The organism is Bacteroides sp. 2201st1_D9_2201SCRN_220225 (genome assembly GCF_040928965.1).
Taxonomy (GTDB): domain Bacteria; phylum Bacteroidota; class Bacteroidia; order Bacteroidales; family Bacteroidaceae; genus Bacteroides; species Bacteroides stercoris.
Genome location: NZ_JBCODG010000031.1, coordinates 32,795 through 53,487 on the forward strand (window position 1 = coordinate 32,795; position 20,693 = coordinate 53,487).

The window sequence follows — 20,693 nt, forward strand, 5'->3', positions numbered from 1 at the left end:
TGGTAGCCTGTACTACAATTTCTATTTCGGTTTTAGGCAGGAGATAAGTTACTCCGTAGTCTTTACCGCGCATAATACCGGTGCTGACATCTGTTTGGGCATAGGCACTTGTAGCTATTAGAATGCCGGCCACCCATATCATTTTTTTCTTCATATTTCTCTATCGGTTTATAACTATGAATTTTAAATAACAAAGTTAACGAAGTTCTTTGTTCTTGGATATTCATTTACGAAAGATTAACTTTCCGTCAGACCATAAAATAGGAATGCTGCATGTCCTTATTCTTTCAGTACAACTTCCGCTATTCCTACACGGTCATCATTCAGTAAGATGCGCAAATCACTGGCCGTGGTTCCTTTGAACGGATAGGAGATAAGTTCGCCGTATTGGCTGACAGTACCCGAATAGACAGTAAGGAACTGACCGCCTCCGCCTGAAAGCTGTATCTCGAACTCTGCCGGAAGTCCGTTGTCTCGCTTGAAAGCGATAGCAACTTCGTTTATTTTGCTTCCGTTCTTTAGGGCAAAGGTTATATAATCTCCTTTGTTACCCTGCCAGACCGTATTCTTTTGTTTGTCAAGCACATTTGGGGCGTTTTCCATATCGGTACTTGCTGTTACGGGACTGATGGGATTTTGACTTTCAAGTGCTTGCAGGCGAGCTTGGTAATCTTCTACAGTAAGTATACCATTCAGCCGGATGTCTTCGGAAGACGCACCCGCCATGATGGCGAACTCGCCCGGTTCCACTGTCCATTTCATATCGGCATTCAACAATTCAAGATGCTTGCGGTCAAGAGTGAAAACTATTTCTTTGCTCTCTCCCGGCTTCAGGTGGATACGTTCAAAACCGGCAAGATTCTTTTCGTAGGTGGTGACACTGCTTAGAATATCGCGCGTGTAGAGTTGTACCACTTCGTCACCGGCACGTTTGCCGGTATTCGTTACTTTCAGTCGTACGGTGGCTTTTTGGTTGGGTGTGATTACTTTGGGAGTGATTTCGAGGTCGGAATACTCAAAAGTAGTATAGCTCAAACCGTAGCCGAAAGGATACAGTGCACCATTAATGCGTGACATATTGCCGTCCGGTCCCGGATTTTTACCGCCATCTATCTGTGAAGCCGGTTTGTAGGGGAAGTTGAACGGGATTTGTCCTACTGTTTTAGGAAAAGTAACTGTCAGTTTGCCTCCGGGATTGTAATCGCCGAAGAGAATGTCGGCTACTGCCGTACCGCCTTTAGAGCCCGGATACCAGGCTTCAAGAATGGCAGGGACAAACTTGTCCGCCCAGTTTACGGATAGCGGACGACCGTTAATCAATATCAGTATAACAGGCTTGCCCGTGGCTTGTACGGCTTGCAGCAGTTTCAACTGGTGTCCCGGTAATTCCAGGCTTGTGCGCGATTTGTTCTCACCGCAGGTACGTTGGCCGCCACCCAGTACTACTACTGCTACATCAGCCTGACGGGCATTGGCTGCGGCACGGTCTATTTCGGCTTGTTCGTCAGGGGTAAGCGGGTATTCCATGATTTCGCTTTCAGGCCAATGGGCATCTACAAGGTCGCAGCCTTTGGTATAAAGCACTTCGGCCTTACCCTGTGCTTTCTCGCGGATTCCTTCGAGGACAGTAGTAACCTCTACGGCGAGTGGTCCGTAATGTGTCAGAGCATAGCCTTCCTCATCGGCATTCGGGCCACAGACGGCAATCTTCTTTATCTTATCGATATTCAGCGGCAGTGTATTATCTGTATTTTTCAGCAATACGATGGATTCGCGGGATGCCTGTAGGGCAACGGCTTCATTGGCTTCCTTCTCCACTTCATCGTCAGCTCCGGCAAGGTCTGTTTGGTAGGGAGCATCGAACAGACCGATAAGGAACTTTACCCGAAGGATGTCACGCACACGGTCATTGATAACTTCTTCACTCAGTCCGCCTTCCTTTACGAGTTCGCGTAGCGGAAGTACGAATGAGTCGGGCGAGCGGAATGTACAACGTACGTTGAGGCCTGCTTCCACGCTTTGGCGTACGGCTTCTTTCATGTCTTTGGCGGTGTTATGCTTGGTATAGAGATATTCTACGGCATCGCTGTCCGACACTACATATCCCCGGAAACCCATTTCCTTGCGGAGTCGGGTAGTCAGCCAATAGTAGCTTCCCTGGATGGGAATGCCGTCGTAGTCGTTATAGGAACTCATCACGCCCAATAGCCCTGCTTCACGGATTACCCGTTTGAAAGGGTAGATGTGTATGTTTTCCACTTCGCGCGGCGGCATTTGCGGATCAACGCGCGCCATGCCTTCACGTGCTCCCTTATTGTTGCTGTATGCAGCAAAATGTTTGGCAGTGGCGGCTACTTGGTGATTATGTTGCAGTCCGCGTACCATTTCGATACCCAGCTCGGCAACAAGATAGGGGGATTCGCCGTAGACTTCCTCATAGCGTCCCCAACGCTGGTCGCGACCTACATCGAGGATGGGGGCGTAGACGTTGGTATAGCCCAGCATGCGGGCTTCCCGTCCGGTGATAAGTCCTACTTGGCGGATAAGTTCGCGGTTCCACGTGTGTCCTAATCCCAGTTGGGTGGGGAAATTGGTGGCTTTATAACTTTCCACGCCACGGATGCCCTCATTAGTGAAATCTACGGGGATTCCGAGGCGGGTATCTTCAACAAAGAAGCGTTGTATTTCGTTCAGTGCCCAGGCATGACGCGAGGCAGGCCAGACGTTTTCATTGTCCGAGGGTGGCAGTCCCCATTGCTGGAAGCCGTTCAGATGTTCGTCAATGGCTCCGATACCGTCTTTCCAGAGCATCTGTTTCCATTCGGGGGTGGGAAGAGCATCTTTCAGTACTCGTTTGTAGCCGTAGAGGGTAACCATCTGGCAGGTTTTTTCTTCGAGTGTCATCTGCTGCAAGAGGTTTTCAATGCGGGCATCGAATGTTGCGGCAGGGTCTTCATATATATCTTTGATACCGTTTTTGTTGAAGTCTATCCAGCCTTTATGGTACATTTCGCTTTTTGCCGGTTTATAGTATGCCGGTATTTTTGCAGTTTTTTGTGCAGACAGTAATGTGCCACTGCCTAATAACAAGGTAGCTACAATTAATTTCTTCATGGTATGTTTTTTATAGTTTTCTTTGGGTGTCAAAGATAGTGAATTTTGAGAACAGAAAAGGATAAAATTGTTCGAAGTACGGTTATCTATTGTACATACTGTATTGGAATGGGGTGATAGTGGCGGATAATGGCATTGCGCTTTTGGCTGATAAATTATATGGTTGATGCCTCTTGATTGATTAAGTCAGCAGAGCTTTGTCATAAGGTGATTTTTTTGAAATCATACGAATATTCTAATGATAAATATTTTAGTAAAATATTTGCGCGTTTTGTTGAAATTCAGTATGTTCATAATGCTGTTTTAATTCGAAATATCATTATGAACATACTAAATTTTATGCAACGTTTCCTCGATGAAGCATCTTGCATTGCTTGTCTGAAGGAGCAGAGGGAACAATCCGGTATTGTCTGTAAATATTGTGTGTCTGTACGGAACATCGTTGGGATGCAACAAGTTTGTTTTCGAGTGAAAGCACTGTCATCACAGGCAGCCATTACACTCCGGAACAGTTATGAAACACAGCAAGCTGCCTTCCCATTACTGGATAGCAGTCATGTTCCAGCTAACAAGCGCCAAGAAATCCTTTTCAACAGAGGAAATCCATCGCTAATTAGGTTACAAATGTTATCAGCCCATTTGAGAGATGGTCTGCAAGCTTCGTGATGTCATGGGAAAGCGTGATGAACGCTATTGCCTGATCGGTTCTGTAGAACTGGACGAAGGTTTCTTCACTGTGGAGCTTCAAGAAGAGGAAAAGAACAAATCATTGAAAAGAGGTCGTGGCAGTCAATGGAAAGCCAAGATTCTAGTCATGATTGAAAGTTCCGATTCTACGAAAACCCCTAAGAGAGGAAGAACCAATAAAGCGGTCGGACACCTCAAAATGCAGATTATATCAGGTTTGGGGTCGAAGACAATTACCAAGGTTGTCAAAGAGCAACTGGAGCCGCTAGTAGAACTGACTACGGACGATTCCATATCATATATCAAGTTTGATAAACTCTGTTAAAAGCCATAAGGCTGTTACTTCCTGTAAAGAAGTGGTTTAAGTCTTCTTGTCATGGGGCATATTGCAATCGGTAATGCCAACTCATATTATTATCTTTAAGTTTTATATTAATGATTTCTCTTGTAGCAAAGAAGCTGTAAAAGAAAGAACAAACATATAAAAATAGTTCATTGACTAAGAATATTGATATATTTATAGATGTTCTTACCAAACAGAGGATAGAGTACGAACCTTTACACTTTTAATTATTTGTCCTTTTCCGCTTTCAACAGATAAGCTATTATATATTCCAGAAGGATAAACAAGGTTAGTTTGTTGAACCATTCCATCATTAATTAAAGCTTCCACCGAACTCTTATCTACAAACAAGGTCAGTGATACTGCATTGGAAGAAAGGTTAAGAGGTGAATATAATACTTTTCCGAATTCCGATGAAAAAGAAACTTCACCTGATTGAGTCCTGTCAATAATGAAAGACTTGTCCGCACGATTTAAACTAATAGGATATTTATCCCCCTTTTCATTGCTTAAAGTCAATGTAAGATTTTCATTATCTGCAATATCCATATTAATTTGTAGCTCATAAGCATCTTCATTATTATCAATTGCATAAGTATTATCGGATGCCGAAATCGTTTTCCATTCTCCTGCAATAGCATCAACCTCTTTCACAATTCGGGAAGTAATTATTGGCCTACCGTCTGCATCCTTTTGCAATGCCAATTCTCTAGGTAATGTCATACCACCACGCCAAGTCATTGAAGGTACAACTCCGGCATATTGCCAATTACTCATCCAAGCTATAAACAAATGTCGTCCGTCGGGTACATTATTCCACGTAACACCGGCGTAGTTATCCTTGCCGTAATCTATCCAAAGCGGATAAGGAAGGTTGTCAGCCTTAAAAGTAACTCCGTCAAAATCGCCTACAAAATATTGTGTAGCCGAGCCTCCATTAGGACCCCCCGGATTAATACTGACTAAAAGCACCCATTTCTTTTGACCGTTATAATCCATCTGTATTAAATCGGGGCATTCCCAAACTCCACCGTGAGCGCCTATGCCGTCACCAAAGTCACTTAGTTTCTTCCACTCTTTCAAATCAGAGGAACTGTAAAAGGTTATTGTCTGCCCTGTTGCGAGTGACATAATCCATTTACTACCGGCTGCATACCAAAAGACTTTCGGGTCGCGAAAATCGGGTTTGGCATCATCTTTCAATACAGGATTGTTCTTATATTTAATAAAAGTACGTCCTTTATCCAAACTATAAGCCAAACTTTGAGTCTGTTTCTGACCGTTGGAAGTGTAAACGGCTATCATGGCATCTTTGCCAAAGCCTGCTGTATTATCTCGGTCAATCACAATGCTACCCGAAAATATTTCCCCATTTGCATCTTTAGTAAGGGCAACAGGCAGATGTTCCCAATGCATCAAATCCTTAGTCACGGCATGTCCCCAGCTCAAATTTCCCCAAACACTCCCCATCGGGTTGTACTGATAGAACAAGTGATATTCGCCATCTAAATAAGCCATGCCGTTAGGATCGTTCGTCCAATATGTTTTCGGTGTAAAGTGAACTGACGGACGATAAGCCTCGTCATAATATGTATTAGTATCTATATAAAGAGCGTCTTTTTCATCATCCGAACAAGCGGCAATGAATGTCAATAAAAGACCGGTTGTTACTGCTGCCAGAGCTTTGCTGGCAGCAGTGTGATATAATGATTTTATCATATAGGTTCTTGCTATTTAGTTTTCAAATATTCTATCGCATTATGAGTTGTTTGTTCTATGTTTTTCTGATATGGATTAACACTACGGTTCTGGTTCCATTCAAAAGCACCGATACCTATGGCAATAGCCGTACCTTTAAACTCTTCGGTTGGCAAAGTTTCATAATTTGCCATCATAAAATAATCATTAATGCCGTCCCATGTTGCAAGGATACGTATCTGGCTGTCTTCCGATATTTTCACATAAGCATTTTCATCTGTATTATTCATATTATAATACATGCACAAGTCTTTGTAAATTGAATTATGGTTTTCTTTCCAACCTGCACCAATCAAAGGAATTACTTTCTTGCCATCCATCCATTTCCATTCAAGTCCGCGATAGATAGGATGTGAAGTCTCGTCATGTGCTTTACCTATATATACATTCATATTCCAAGTATCTCCATTGTCAAATCCGTCACCACTCGTAAACTCCGTATTGAATTTAGCTTTCATACGCCCAATTGTATACAGGTAAGCAACAGCATGAGTATTCAGCAATAATCCACCGCCGTCTATATGGAACTTCTTTATAGCCTCCACTACCGAAGGATCTAGTGATTCTGCCGGAAGGTCTGTTGTTTGCTGCGAATCACGAATCCACCACAACACACGGTATTGGGATAAATCGGCTCCATTGGCTATTTCATCGAATGACAGATACTCACCCGTAGGATAATTATTAAAGAACCAATCAGCGGCAGCTTTTTCATCATCATCCGTAATGCCGTCACGAGTAGGAGTGACCCCCAAGAAAGCAACTTTCGTTTTACCTACACGAATATCAGTATAAACACTTTCCGAAGACTGACCTTCTTCATTGAAGCTGACCACTCCGATCGTATATTTCTTGTTCGCTGCATTCTCTATGGTATAGTTAACCGCATCACCTTTTAACTCTATCTTCTTATTATCATACCGTACTTCCACTTTCGACAATTTTTCATTCGGAAGCACCCATTTAATTTGTATGTTGTTAGTTCCGTCTACTTGTTGTGCTATTACATCCTGAACCGATGCGCCTCCTTCACGGGTAAAAGAAATTGTTTGTCCGGTAGAGTAATTGCCTTTGCTATCTATTACCTTAAAAGTAAGGCGATAATCTTTACCCACTTTAATAACGCCGTATTTATAAGAAGTAGGATTCCCTGTTACAACAAATGTGCCGTCGGTTCCACTCACTCTTACCTGCAAATCATCGTTATGTGAAGGCAAATTCCAACTTACGCGCAATGTATCGTCATCAACTTTATATTGCAAATCAGATAATTCTCCCACAATGGGTGCGGCAATTTTTTCCTCCCTGTCATAGCAACCGCTCAGCAAGAGGAGAGAAACAAGACTATATAATAAATATTTCTTTTTCATAATTCATTCTTTAATTAGTAACCGTAATTCTGTTTATAAACCTGTTTACTGAAATTAATCTGCTGTTGGGGAATTGGCACATACTCCGCTCTATTCTTCTCAAAATGTGCATCTTCATAATATGTGCGTTTGGGGGCTTCTTCTTTATAGAAAGTATTTATTACAGAATCGGCTATTCCCCAACGAACCAAATCAAAGAAACGCTGACTTTCCATAGCCAATTCTAGACGACGTTCCCAACGCAGTGCCTCACGGGCATAAGGTTTCGTCCAATTACAATTCACATTATCTACATACAAAGCAATATCCACATTTTCGGCATAGTCTATCAAACCAGTACTCTTCTTGGCACGTTCACGAATTTCGTTTATTAAAGGCAGAGCCTCTTTCTCGCGATCGAGCTCAATCAAGGCTTCGGCACGCATCAGCACTACATCTGCGTAACGTATCACGATTTTATTTTTCGTATTGGCACGGAAAGGATCAATCAGCACAGAAGAAGGATCATTCAATGCCACATTCTCTTTCAAAGAAGAATACAAGCCGTATACAGCTTTATTACGAGTCCATGATTCATCAAAAATATTTTTCTTATCATATTTATAAGGAACACCGGGTAATGCTACTGTGTGATATAACCGCGGGTCTACTTTATCTGTATTTGCATTATAATCGGCTTTATTATAATCCGAGAATTCAGGCAATCCATTGACTGTTTTATATGCATTTACCAAATTTTGGCTCGGTTTCTGGAAATCACATGAACCTGAAAACTTCATTGGTACATTTAAAGCATCACTGAAATTGAGGCGTCCGTACAAAGTACCGTCATCTGTTGAGTGCTGAATGGCAAACAAAGATTCTTTTCCGTTCTCATAACTTCCCGGCAAGAAGTTGTAAGCAAAATCATCCTCCAAACCATAATCGGAACTCATTACTTCATTCGAAAAAGTAAGTACCTGTTTCAAATCTTCTGCATTGATTTCGGTTACATTATGTTTTTCGTCCTGACGGTATGCCTTATATAGATAAGTCTTGGCTAAATAAGCAGCTGCAGAATATTTGTTGGCACGTCCCACGTCAGTTCCCTGCGATTCGGGTAGGTTGTCATAAGCAGCTTTAAAATCATCGGCTATCTTTTGCCAAAGTTCATCGTTTGACAAAGCTATATTCGATATTGTTCCATAGTCTTCTATCGCAACCGTCTCATCTATATAAGGAATACTTTTGAAAAGCACTTTTAGCAAGAAGTAAAAATGACCACGGATAAAACGGCATTCGCCGATACGTATTTTTTTATTCGGGAAATCCTGTTCGCTCACATTGTTCAAACTGCGTAAAGCATTGTTTGCACGAGAGATGGCAATGTAGCAATTGTACCATAAGCCATCCGGTTCACCAAAGTTTGCTGTTATATTGGAAGATGTCTCATAAAAATGAAAATCCTGAATATCCGATTCGTCGCGTCCTCCTTTATAGGCATCGTCAGAGCGCACATTGCCATAAGGCCAAAGATTAAAAGGTATGTCATAGTGGTCATTTCCCAACATGGAATAAGCCGAAATAACTAGTTTGTCTAATTGTTCCACTCCCGAAACACTTTCTTCATCAAGTATTCCATTCGGATTCATATCCAGAAAATCCGAACATCCTGCAAACAAGAAACTACATGCAGCAAGTAGAGATAAATATTTCTTTTTCATAATCTGTATCAATTTAAAGTTCATTAGAATGAGATATTAGCTCCAACAGTAAAACTCATTGGAATAGGATAGCCGAAAGCAGGATTTTCAGGGTCGATTCCTGTAAAGCTCTTACTTTTTATCGTCAGCAGATTCTGTCCGCTGACATATAAACGGAACTTATCCATTTTCACTTTGAAAGCCCACCGTTTGGGTAATGTATATCCCAACTGCAAGGTTCTTAGTTTCAAGTATGAACCGTTTTCTATAAAATAAGTAGACAAACGGTTTTCCCAGTTGGTGTCTGTTGCTGAAATAGCAGGAATGTCACTGTCGGGATTGGATGGGCTCCATGCATCGAGCAATCTGCGTCCCTTGTTCGAACCAGTTTCGCGCACACTCCAGAAGTCGGTATGGTATTTCTGGATATTCTCTACATCGATATTAAATACTCCCTGCCAGAACATAGTCAGGTCAAAGTTACGGTATTCGAGGTTTATGTTCAAACCATAAATAAAGTCAGGATGCTGAACGGCAATCCAAGTACGGTCTTTATCTGTGATTTTGCCATCCCCATTCAAGTCACGGTAGCGGATGCGTCCCAATCCCTTACCGTCTTGTTCGGCTGCATTGTCCACATCTTCTTGTGTTTTGAAGATGCCGTCCGCCACATAACCATAAAGAGAATTCAACGGATGCCCCAAGATATTGTCTTTATCGCCGTCACCTCCATAAGAGTTCTGCACATCGGCAGGAAGTTTGGTTACTTTATTGCGGTAAGTTGAAATGTTTGCATTTATATCATAAGCCATTCCGAAACGCGTTTTATTACGGTAGCCGAGATTGAATTCCAATCCCCAGTTCTCCATGGATGCGCCATTTATCCAACGATTACCGCCTTCACCAATGGCTGCAAGATAGGGAGGCTTCACCAAAATGTCTTTGGTCTTTTTCATGTAATATTCGGCAGAGCCGTAAAGGCTTTGGTTGAACAAACCGAAATCAAGACCGATATTAGTCTGTGTTGTTGTTTCCCATTTCAGGTTGTCATTTCCACGCTGATTCATTTTAAATCCGGAAAGAAGCGTACCTGTTCCTTTGCCCGTTATGTTATAGGCAGTTCCGAGAACTGCTCCCCATGTAGGATCACCTATTCCGTAGTCTGTGGTATAGATGTTATAAGTAGCATAGTTGTCTATTTCCTGATTACCTGTCTGTCCCCAGCCGAAGCGAAGCTTCAAGTCGGATATTACATCTGTATTGTCTTTAATAAAGGCTTCTTCGCTTAAGCGCCATCCGAGTGAGAAGGCAGGGAAAGTACCGAAGCGGTTGTTCTTACCGAAACGGGAAGAACCGTCATAACGAACCGTGGCAGATACCAAATAACGTTCGGCAAATGAATAGTTTATCTTTCCAAAATAAGACATCAACGCATATCCGGTGGAACTGCCTGTGGATACTGACTTTCCGGTACCGAGGTCAGGCCACATCGTTTCGGGAGTTTCCACTTCGAAACCTTCACGATAAGCCGCAAAGTCTGTGTTTTGCTCTTTAAACAACTCCACACCTGCCAATACATCCATGCGGTGCTTCCCTATTTCGAACTGATAGGTAGCTGTGGCGTTCCAGTTCCATTTCAACCAATGTCCCTGATTCAGTTTTACCGAATTGACATCATTCTTCAACTTTCCAGACTCATACTTCTTGTTTAAATCTCGGCGAAAAAAGTTTCCATAGTCCAGACCGAAGTTGGTACGGAGTTCCAAACCTTTCAACGGTTTGACAGACACATACGCATTACCAAAAGTACGCCAATAAGAATAACGGTTATCTTTCACGGCATCCACCAAACGGACAGGATTCTGACGGTCATTCATCGAACCGATAGGTCCGCCCCACTTTCCGTTCTCGGTATAGACAGGAATAATAGGCAATGCTTGCAGGGCAGCGTCAAGTACTCCACCGGGAGCTTCTACTTCATGAGTGTTGTTGAAAGTGAAATTCTCACCGATAGTCACGATATCATTAAAGAGTTTATAACTTGTGTTCACACGTGCCGATAAGCGGTCGAATTCACTGTTCTTGATGATACCGTCATTCTTCAAATATCCCAAAGAAAAGAAATAATTACCTTTCTCCGTGCCGTTGCTCACCGACAAATCATAATTCTGCATAATACCCGTGCTTGCCACAGCATCAAACCAATCAGTGTCCGAGGTACGCATGGTGCGTTCGCTGTCAATGAATTCCGGCAGAATGATTTTATTCAGGCGGGCATTTCCTTTATCATCATATCCCCAATCGAAAGTATAGCCTATACTGTTGGTATTCGGATCTTTTCCCGAGTTTATGTTTGCCTGCCAAAGTGCCTGTCCGTATTCATTCGTGTTGAGCATATCCATCTTTGAGGAATACCATGAAGTGGTGAGTCCGGCATTGAGGTCGACACGGATTTTTCCTTCCTTGCCTTGTTTGGTGGTAATGATGATAACACCGTTTGCCGCACGCGAACCGTAGATACTTGCCGAAGAAGCATCTTTCAACACCTGAATACTTTCAATATCAGAAGAATTCAGTTCATGCATGCCGGCTTTTGTAGGCACACCATCGATAATATAAAGAGGATCGTTGTTGTTCAGTGTGCCGACACCGCGAATGCGGATAGTAGCTTTGCCTCCGGGGTTACCGTCGGCAGTCACCATCATTCCGGCAACCTTTCCCTGCAAAGCGCGCATCGGATTATTTTCGGGCACTTTTTTCAGTTCATCCACTTTCACTACCGAAACTGCACCGGTCAAGTCCGCCTTGCGCTGAGTGGTGTAACCTGTTACCACAACCTCGTCAATCAGTTGTGCATCTTCTTCGAGAGTAATTTTTAGATTGGGTTGCGCTTTTACTTTAACGGTTTTAAAACCAATATAAGAAACGGTAAGTTCCGTACCGCTCGTTACGTTGAGGCTGAAGTTTCCGTTAAAGTCAGTGATTGTTCCGTTTGTTGTACCTGTCTGTACAACCGAAGCACCGATAATAGGCTCTCCGTCGGTGGCATACTTTACCGTTCCTTTTATTTGGATGTTTTGCGCATAGGCAAAACCGCATAATCCTAAAAGGAACATCATAATGCTAAGTTTTCTCATACGTTATAATTTTATTGTTAACAATTATCTTGTGAATTCTCAAAACAGCTTTCCCGATCATGTTTTGATATTGCAAAGTAAATGGATTGCATTGAAACTGGCTATAAAAAATGATACGGATGCTGCAAAATTTGTTTCGTGGTATGGAGCTGACTATGCCCAGGAGATAGCCTGGTATCAATTTTAGCTGCATTTGTAACATTTGTGTTAGCCCTTTTCGCTTTTATTCCTTTTCTTTGCAATGTGCTTTCCCGAGCATTGAGTGAGTTCATAAAGTAAACATTAAATTTAATACCTGATTTTGAAAATGAAGCATTACTTTCATAGAATACTTTCTCCTTTTTGGGGAAAGATTATTGTAACTTTTCTTATTGTAATAATGAGTATCGGTATTTGTAGGGCACAGTATGCCGGGCTGAAAATCCATTATTTGGGTGCAAACCACAGTTTGGTACAGGTACAGGAACCGCAGAAATACCTTTTGTTGCCGGTGGAAGAGGCTGCTCCCGAGGCTACTGTCAATGTATTGGTGAATAATAAGGCCGATCAAAGTTTTCAGGTTCGGTTGGCTGTCAACCGTATCGACTATCTTGTTCCGTTTGCTTTGGAGCAGTATAAAGGTAAGACGGTAACTTTCGACATTCATACCGGCAACAGCCGTACCAATGTACGCGATGCCATGGCAGATGCCTGCTGGAAAGAACTGAAACTTTCCGATACGTTTGATGATGCCAACCGGGAAGCGTTCCGTCCGTTCTATCATCACACTCCTGTCTATGGTTGGATGAACGACCCCAACGGTATGTTTTATAAAGATGGAGAATATCATCTGTATTATCAGTATAATCCTTATGGCTCCATGTGGGGCAATATGAACTGGGGACATTCATCCAGCAAGGATTTGATAAGCTGGCAGCATCATCCGGTAGCCATACAACCCAACGGATTGGGCGCTGTGTTCAGCGGTAGCAGTGTGGTTGATAAGGATAATACGGCAGGTTTCGGAAAGGATGCCATCATTGCCATCTATACTTCAGCCGGTGCCAGTCAGATACAGAGCCTTGCATACAGTCTGGACAACGGAATGACTTTCCATGTTTATGAAAACAATCCTATCATTGCCGCCGATAAGGAGTGCCGCGACCCGAATATGTTCTGGCACGAAAAGAGTGGTAAATGGATTCTTATTTTGGCGGCTGCACTGGAAAAGGAAATGTGGATATATTCCTCTCCCGATTTGAAGAACTGGACAAAGGAGAGCAGTTTCGGACATGGATATGGTGCGCAGGAGGGTGTATGGGAATGTCCGGACCTCATGGAATTGCCCGTGCGCGGAACAGACCGTACCAAATGGGTGCTGATTTGCAATATCAATCCCGGCGGTCCTTTCGGAGGCAGTGCGGCACAGTATTTTGTAGGCGATTTTGACGGGAAAACCTTTACTTGCGATACCAAGCCCGAAGTAACCAAGTGGATGGATTACGGAAAAGACCATTATGCTGCCGTATCCTGGAGTAATACGCCCGAAAAGCGGCATACCGTGATTGCCTGGATGAGCAATTGGCAATATGCCAACAACGTGCCTACCAAACAGTTCCGTAGTGCCAACACATTGCCGCGCGACATTGAATTGTACGAAGGCAGTGACGGCGAACTTTATCTGGCCGCAACGCCTGCACCGGAAGTAAACGCATTGCGTACGGGCAAAGCATTGAAATACGGCGCTTTTTCCGCCGGAACAAAGAAGGTATCCCGGAAACTGCCGGTCGAAAACAACGGTATCTGTGAGATTAATCTCGAACTGGCTTCCCGCTCGGCCGATAAAGTATACATTACGTTGTCCAATGATAAGGATGAACAGACTGTAATGACTTACGACTTGAGGAACTCCACATTCAGCATGGACCGTACTGCAAGCGGACTTACGGATTTCAATAAGGACTTTCCTGCCATAACAGTAGCTCCGTGTCCGGCAGAAGCCAAGCAACGTCTGCGTCTGTTTATAGACCGTTGCAGCATCGAAGCTTTCGAGGGTGACGGACGTTTTGCCATGACAAACCTTGTATTTCCGCAGCATCCTTACACTACTATTTCCATTGCTGTAGATAAAGGGCGTTGCAAAGTCAACGACCTGACAGTAAATCTTTTAAAAGTTAACAACTAAATTTCGATATCTTATGAACAATAATAGTAATTCGCTTGCAAAGCTGCTTCCCATGATGCTTTGCTTCTTCGCCATGGGGTTTGTAGACCTTGTAGGTATCGCTTCCAACTATGTGAAAGCTGATTTGAACCTGACCGATTCCCAGGCAAATATATTCCCCTCTCTTGTATTCTTCTGGTTCCTTATCTTCTCCGTGCCTACGGGTATGCTGATGAACCGCATCGGACGCAAAAAAACGGTGCTTCTCAGTTTGGCCGTGACTTTTGTATCCCTGTTGCTGCCGGTTTTTGGAGACGGGTATGCGCTGATGCTGATTTCGTTTTCGCTATTGGGTATCGGCAATGCGCTGATGCAGACATCGCTCAATCCGCTGCTTTCCAATGTCGTCAGTGGAGAGCGGTTGGCAAGCTCGCTGACTTTCGGACAGTTTGTAAAGGCTATCGCTTCTTTCCTCGCTCCTTATATAGCTATGTGGGGAGCTACACAGGCTATCCCTTCGTTGGGGATGGGCTGGCGAGTGCTGTTTCCCATTTATATGGTGATAGCGGTTGTCGCTATCCTGTGGCTGGGCACTACATCTATTCATGAGGAAAAGGAAGAAGGGCGTCCTTCTACTTTCGGCGAATGTCTTGCTTTGTTGGGAAAGCCGTTCATACTGCTTTGTTTCTTGGGCATCATGTGCCATGTGGGTATCGATGTAGGTACAAATACCACTGCACCCAAGATATTGATGGAACGTCTGGGCATGTCGCTTGCCGATGCCGGATTCGCAACAAGTCTTTATTTTATTTTCCGTACGGCAGGTTGCTTTCTCGGAGCCTTTATTTTGCAGAAACTGTCTGCTCGAACTTTCTTCGGAATCAGTGTGTTATGTATGTTGGTGGCAATGGTAGGGCTGTTCGTTTTTCATGAGATGACAATGATATATGTGTGTATCGCTCTGATTGGTTTCGGCAATTCGAATATCTTCCCGATTATTTTCTCGCAGGCGTTGCTGGCAATGCCGCAGAAGAAGAACGAGGTTAGCGGACTGATGATTATGGGTTTGTTTGGCGGTACGATATTCCCGCTTGCTATGGGTGTGGCAAGTGATGCTATCGGTCAAAGCGGTGCGGTAGCTGTAATGACGGTGGGGGTACTGTATTTGTTTTTCTATATGATGAAAATCAAACGCTGACCTTTTCCGTTTTTTTAACGATGATAATATGTAAAACTATAAAATTAATTACCATGAATCAGATTGTAGTAGGAATGGGTGAGGCGCTTTGGGATTGCCTGCCCGAAGGAAAGAAAATCGGCGGTGCTCCGGCAAACTTTGCCTATCATGTATCACAATTCGGTTTTGATAGTCGTGTAGTCAGTGCAGTAGGCATTGATGCCGACGGTGATGAAATACTGGATGTTTTTGCGCAGAAAGGCTTGCGTACACAGATTGAGCGTGTACCTTATCCTACAGGTACGGTGCAGGTGACGCTCGATGCGGTGGGGGTGCCTTGTTATGAAATAAAGGAAGGGGTTGCATGGGACAATATACCTTTTACGGACGAGTTGAAACGTTTGGCCCTGAACACGCGCGCCGTATGTTTCGGCTCTTTGGCGCAGCGCAATGAGGCCAGCCGCATTACGATAAACCGTTTTCTCGATACCATGCCCGATGGTGCGGAACAGTTGAAGATATTCGATATCAACCTACGTCAGGGATTTTATACCAAAGAGATTCTTTGTGACTCCATGCGCCGTTGCAACGTGTTAAAAATAAATGATGAAGAACTGGTGACAATCAGCCGTATATTCGGCTATCCGGGTATAGACTTGCAGGATAAGTGCTGGATTCTTCTTGCCAAATACAATTTGAAAATGCTTATTCTTACTTGCGGCACGAACGGCAGCTATGTATTTACTCCGGGAGTTGTATCTTTCCAGGAAACTCCGAGAGTGCCCGTTGCCGATACGGTAGGCGCAGGCGATTCGTTTACCGCCGCCTTTACTTCGGCTATTCTTAGCGGCAAACCGGTGCAGGAGGCTCATAAGTTGGCAGTGGAAGTTTCCGCTTATGTATGTACGCAGAGCGGGGCGATGCCGGAATTACCGCAAATATTGAAAGACAGAATATAATTTTTCTTATCTTTGCTCATCTGCAATCACTTAAACCAGCGAAAGAAGATGAGACGATATATTTACCTGTTACTGTTTGTTCTGTCGGTATGCGGCGGCATGGTGACTTCCTGTTCCCGGCATGAAGTACGTTTCCGTATCGGAGTGTCGCAATGCAGCGATGACGAGTGGCGTCACCAGATGAATAACGAGATGTTGCGTGAAGCTCTTTTCTACGATGGCGTAGAAGTGGAGATACGTACAGTGAAAGATGATAATGCCAGGCAGGCGGAGGATATCCGGCACTTTATAGAGGCGGGAGTGGATTTATTGATAGTCGCTCCCAATGAAGCCGAACCCATAACCCCGGTTGTAGAAGAAGCCTACGACCGGGGTATTCCCGTTATTGTGGTAGACCGCAGAATCCTTTCCGAAAAGTACACCGCTTATGTCGGTGCGGACAATTACGAAATAGGCAAGGCGATAGGCAGGTATGTGTCCAATATGCTTCATGGGAAAGGTACGGTGGTGGAAATTGCGGGACTGGCGGGTTCTACTCCTGCCATAGACCGCCATGAAGGATTTATGAGCGTCATATCCGCTTGCCCGGACATCCGTCTGCTGGCAAAGGAAGACGGGGCTTGGCTGCGTTCGCGGGCGGAAGAGAGAATGGATACTTTGCTCGCCCGCTTTCCGGAAATTGATGTGGTCTATGCTCAAAACGACCGTATGGCTGCCGGCGCCTATGCAGCCGCCATGCGCCGGAAAAGGGAGAAGGGCATGCGCTTTGTCGGCACAGACGCCATTCCCGGCGAAGGCTATGGGGTGGAGCAAGTGCTTTCGGGCGAATTGGATGCGACATTTATCTATCCCACAGGCGGAGACCGTGTGATGCAGATTGCGATGGATATTCTGAATAAACGGAACTTTCCCCGCGAAACGATTCTGAGCACTTCGGTAGTGGACCGTGATAATGCGCCCATCATGAAGATGCAGACTGCCCATATCAGTTCACTCGATGAGAAGATTGAAACCCTGAACGGGAAAATCAGCCGATACCTGGCACGCTATGCCACGCAGCAGGTTGTTCTGTACGGCAGTCTGCTGGTACTTCTGCTGGTTGTGGGATTGCTGGTTGCCGTTTATCTTTCCTTGCGTACAAAGAACCGGCTGAACCGTGAACTTTCCCGCCGGAAAGAGCAATTGGAGCAGCAACGCGACCAACTGGAACAGCAGAAAAACCAGTTGGAACAACTGTCGCGCGAGCTGGAGGCTGCCACGCATGCCAAGCTGGTGTTCTTTACCAACGTTTCCCATGATTTCCGTACACCGTTGACCCTGATTGCCGACCCTGTGGAGCAACTTCTTGCCGACCGTTCTATCAGCGGACAGCCACATCAACTGCTGGAGCTGATGAAGAAGAATGTACATATACTTCTGCGCCTCGTCAATCAGATTCTCGATTTCCGCAAGGTCGAGAACGGACGCATGGAACTGCATCTTGAACCGTTCGACTTGCTGGAGAGCTTCAAAGGGTGGAATGATTCGTTTCGTATGGCTCTGCTTAAGAAGCATATCGCTTTCAGCTTTGAACCGGCTTCCGGAGTAGACTATCGCATGCTGGCAGATGCCGGGAAAATGGAACGTATCTACTTCAATCTTCTTTCCAATGCGGTGAAGTACACGCAGGAGAATGGAAAGATTGTGGTACGCCTCGAAGCGGAAGACAACCATTTCCGTTTGTCGGTATTCAATTCGGGCAGCTATATTTCTACCACTGATGTAGAGGCCATTTTTGAACGCTTCTATCAGGTAGACGGACATCAGGCCGGTACTGGTATCGGTCTTGCCCTGGTGCGTGCTTTTGTGGAAATGCATGGCGGCAATATCATGGCGCACAGTAATGAGAAAGGAACTACTTTCACCGTTACTCTTCCGAAGCGGGATATATCGCAGTATCATCCTTCCGTACCGGCATTGGCTGCCGATGAGAAAGAGATTTCGTCTACGTTGGTGGATGCGGAAATCCAGGCAGGGGATGAGGCTCTGGAAGAAGATTGCCCGATTGTGCTTGTCATTGATGATAATGCCGATATTCGCCATTATGTGAAGTCTTTGCTTGTTAAGGAATTCCGTGTGCTGGATGCGGCGGATGGGGCAACAGGCATTCGTCTTGCCATGAAATACGTGCCTGATGTGATTGTTTCCGATGTCATGATGCCCGGCATGGACGGGATAGAGTGCTGCCGTCGTCTGAAAGGGGAGTTGCAGACTTGTCATATTCCGGTTATCCTGCTTACTGCCTGCTCGCTCGACGAACAGCGTATTCAAGGCTATGACGGCGGAGCGGATTCTTACATATCCAAGCCTTTCAATTCGCAACTGCTGCTTTCGCGCATCAGAAATCTTATAGCCAACCACAAACAGCTGAAACAGTTTTTCGGTGATAGCCAGTCGATAGAGAAAGAATCTGTCAGTGAACTTGACAAGGACTTCGTTACCCGCTTCAAGACTCTGGTGGGGGAGAAGATGAAAGATCCGGAACTGAATGTTGAGGATTTGGGTCGTGATATGGGGATGAGCCGTGTGCAGCTTTACCGTAAACTGAAGTCGCTCACAAACTATTCCCCCAATGAACTGCTGCGCCGGATGCGTTTGAAGAAAGCCGCTTCCTTGCTTGCCGCTTCCGATATGACTGTGGCCGAGATTGCCTATGAGGTAGGTTTCTCGTCACCGTCTTATTTCACGAAATGCTATAAGGAGCAGTTCGGTGAGAGCCCCACGGATTTTCTGAAACGGAAAGGATAAAACATCCTTAGTTTATCCGGATAATAAACCAATCACAATATATTCATTCTTTCCTTTATAAATGAATAGAGACTGCATCCGGCTTGCGGAGCAGTCTCTATTTAAGTATTATTTCAATTCTTGAAATTATTCGGCAACTTCAGCGCCCCAGTTTTCTTTGGACAGACGCTTGTAGCTGTTGTAACGCCATTTAGCGTTTTCTTCGGCAGCCTTGAACAGCTCTTCGGCTTCCTGCGGATATTGTTTCATTACGGATGCGTAACGAACCTCACCCTTCAAGAAGTCCTGGAAGCCCGACCAATCCGGTTCTTTGCTATCCAGCGTGAACGGATTCTTGCCTTCAGCTTCCAAAGCCGGGTTGTAACGCCACAAGTGCCAGTAACCGCACTTAACGGCTTTCTCTTCTTCTGCCTGGCTCTTACCCATACCAGCCTTCAAACCGTGGTTGATACACGGAGCGTAAGCGATGATGAGTGACGGACCGGGATATGCCTCTGCTTCGCGGATAGCCTTCAAAGTCTGAGCCTGGTCGGCGCCCATAGCGATTTGAGCAACATATACATAACCGTAAGTAGTAGCCATCAGACCGAGGTCTTTCTTGCGTACGCGCTTACCGGCGGCAGCAAACTTGGCGATAGCGCCTACCGGAGTAGCCTTGGAAGACTGACCGCCTGTGTTGGAGTAAACCTCAGTATCCAGAACGAGGATGTTAACGTCCTTGCCGCTGGCGATTACGTGGTCGAGACCGCCGTAGCCGATGTCGTAAGAAGCACCGTCACCACCGATGATCCACTGGCTGCGTTTAACCAGGTATTGAGACAGACCGGCGATGGTCTTGCAGCAATCGCATTTGTCCTTGGCAGCTTCTACCATAGGAATGATCTTTTCAGCCAGTTCCTTAGTCTTGTCTGCATCGTACATGTTTTCAATCCAAGCCTGGAATACTTCCTTGTATTCAGCCGGAGTACCTTCTGCAGCGATAGCTTCTTCCATAGTCTTCACGATACGTGCGCGCATCTTTTCGTTAGCGAGCTCCATACCCAGACCGAATTCGCAGAAGTCCTCGAACAGTGAGTTAGCCCAAGCAGGACCGTGACCCTTTTCGTTCTTTGTATAAGGAGTAGAAGGAACGGAACCTGAATAGATAGAAGAACATCCGGTAGCGTTGGCAACCATTTCGCGGTCACCGAACAACTGGGAAATCAGTTTCACATACGGAGTTTCACCGCAACCGGAGCAAGCGCCTGAGAACTCGAACAGCGGAGTTGCAAACTGAGAGTTCTTCACGTTAGCCTTGATGTCAACCAGGTGTTGTTTGCTCTTCACGTTTTCTACGCAGTAAGTCCAGTTGGCAGCTTCAGCCAGTTGGCTTTCAAGATGCTTCATGGTAAGAGCCTTGCCACCCTTCTTCGGGTTGCCCGGACAGATGTCGGCACAGTTACCGCAACCCAGACAGTCGAGAACGTCTACCTGCATACGGAATGTCATGCCTTCGAATGCCTTACCCACTGCTTTCAGTTGAGCGAACTCAGCACC

The 20,693-nt window shown here is 44.9% G+C and carries 10 protein-coding genes and 2 pseudogenes; 5 read left to right on the top strand and 7 right to left on the bottom strand.

Annotation, left to right across the window (positions count from 1 at the left end; genetic code table 11):
- Together AB5903_RS11995 and AB5903_RS12000 are read right to left on the bottom strand one after the other, a co-directional pair.
- Positions 1-154: pseudogene (locus AB5903_RS11995) on the bottom strand (DUF4831 domain-containing protein); the annotation flags it as partial.
- Positions 155-279: 125 nt separating this feature from the next.
- Positions 280-3,114, bottom strand: coding sequence for a glycoside hydrolase family 3 N-terminal domain-containing protein (locus AB5903_RS12000; RefSeq protein WP_368117856.1), 2,835 nt, complete (start codon positions 3,112-3,114; stop codon positions 280-282).
- Between the two features lie 321 nt (positions 3,115-3,435).
- Between AB5903_RS12000 and AB5903_RS12005 the strand changes: the two are divergent.
- Positions 3,436-4,163, top strand: a pseudogene (locus tag AB5903_RS12005) (IS1595 family transposase); the annotation flags it as partial.
- 167 nt (positions 4,164-4,330) lie between these two features.
- On the opposite strand, the gene AB5903_RS12010 reads toward AB5903_RS12005, so the two are convergent.
- The 4 genes from AB5903_RS12010 to AB5903_RS12025 are packed head-to-tail and all read right to left on the bottom strand — an operon-like array spanning position 4,331 to position 12,091.
- The gene (locus AB5903_RS12010; protein ID WP_016661464.1) at positions 4,331-5,863 is read right to left on the bottom strand and encodes a glycoside hydrolase family 32 protein; all 1,533 of its coding nucleotides are present in this window, start codon (positions 5,861-5,863) and stop codon (positions 4,331-4,333) included.
- An 11-nt stretch (positions 5,864-5,874) separates the two neighbouring features.
- Entirely contained in the window at positions 5,875-7,272 is a 1,398-nt protein-coding gene (locus tag AB5903_RS12015) for a DUF4960 domain-containing protein (RefSeq protein WP_016661463.1), read from the bottom strand.
- Positions 7,273-7,286: 14 nt separating this feature from the next.
- A complete protein-coding gene (locus AB5903_RS12020; protein WP_016661462.1) occupies positions 7,287-8,975 on the bottom strand; it encodes a RagB/SusD family nutrient uptake outer membrane protein in 1,689 nt (562 codons plus the stop codon).
- A 23-nt stretch (positions 8,976-8,998) separates the two neighbouring features.
- A complete protein-coding gene (locus AB5903_RS12025) occupies positions 8,999-12,091 on the bottom strand; it encodes a TonB-dependent receptor (RefSeq protein WP_151871177.1) in 3,093 nt (1,030 codons plus the stop codon).
- A gap of 379 nt (positions 12,092-12,470) precedes the next feature.
- On the opposite strand from AB5903_RS12025, the gene AB5903_RS12030 reads away from it, so the two are divergent.
- From AB5903_RS12030 to AB5903_RS12045, 4 genes are read left to right on the top strand one after another with little or no spacing between them, the layout of a single operon-like run.
- Positions 12,471-14,255 (top strand): DUF4980 domain-containing protein, encoded by a 1,785-nt coding sequence (locus AB5903_RS12030; protein ID WP_272710684.1) that lies wholly within the window; start codon positions 12,471-12,473, stop codon positions 14,253-14,255.
- A gap of 13 nt (positions 14,256-14,268) precedes the next feature.
- Positions 14,269-15,432, top strand: a complete 1,164-nt coding sequence (locus AB5903_RS12035) for an MFS transporter (protein ID WP_272710685.1) — start codon at positions 14,269-14,271, stop codon at positions 15,430-15,432.
- Between the two features lie 53 nt (positions 15,433-15,485).
- A complete protein-coding gene (locus AB5903_RS12040; RefSeq protein WP_016661457.1) occupies positions 15,486-16,370 on the top strand; it encodes a carbohydrate kinase in 885 nt (294 codons plus the stop codon).
- A 48-nt stretch (positions 16,371-16,418) separates the two neighbouring features.
- A complete protein-coding gene (locus AB5903_RS12045; protein WP_195658215.1) occupies positions 16,419-19,157 on the top strand; it encodes a substrate-binding domain-containing protein in 2,739 nt (912 codons plus the stop codon).
- A gap of 126 nt (positions 19,158-19,283) precedes the next feature.
- Here AB5903_RS12045 and AB5903_RS12050 read toward each other — a convergent pair.
- Positions 19,284-20,693, bottom strand: a 1,410-nt coding sequence (locus AB5903_RS12050; protein WP_368117858.1) for a thiamine pyrophosphate-dependent enzyme, incomplete at its 5' end; no start/stop codon positions are given.